Consider the following 278-nt stretch of genomic DNA (forward strand, 5'->3'; position numbering starts at 1 on the left):
CGGCAATAGCTCAGGCAACATAGTGGCTCCTTGCATATCCTGAAGAACAGTCAGATATCAGTGGACGGGGGCGTCGACCTGCTCGACCTGGGGCTGGCCCGGGTGCTGCTCGGTATACAGCAGCATGGCCGCCATCCGTGCGTGCTCGGTCAGGGCAAACAGATCGTTCTCGTTGTCCGGGCTATCGTCGATATCGGTTTCGATCTGACTCAGCCCCGCCAGGTCTTCGATGGCCTCACGCAGGGTCTGCGACCAGCGCTCTCGCAGCGTGTCATCGG

General features: G+C 61.2%; 1 protein-coding gene. It reads right to left on the reverse strand.

The annotated features are described in order from the left end of the window. Nucleotides 1-57: 57 nt before the first annotated feature. On the reverse strand, nucleotides 58-278 hold a 221-nt coding region (locus V0R37_RS22030), incomplete at its 5' end, for a UPF0149 family protein (RefSeq protein ID WP_420376546.1).

It is taken from the genome of Pollutimonas rozaliensis (assembly GCF_048751585.1).
GTDB lineage: Bacteria > Pseudomonadota > Gammaproteobacteria > Burkholderiales > Burkholderiaceae_B.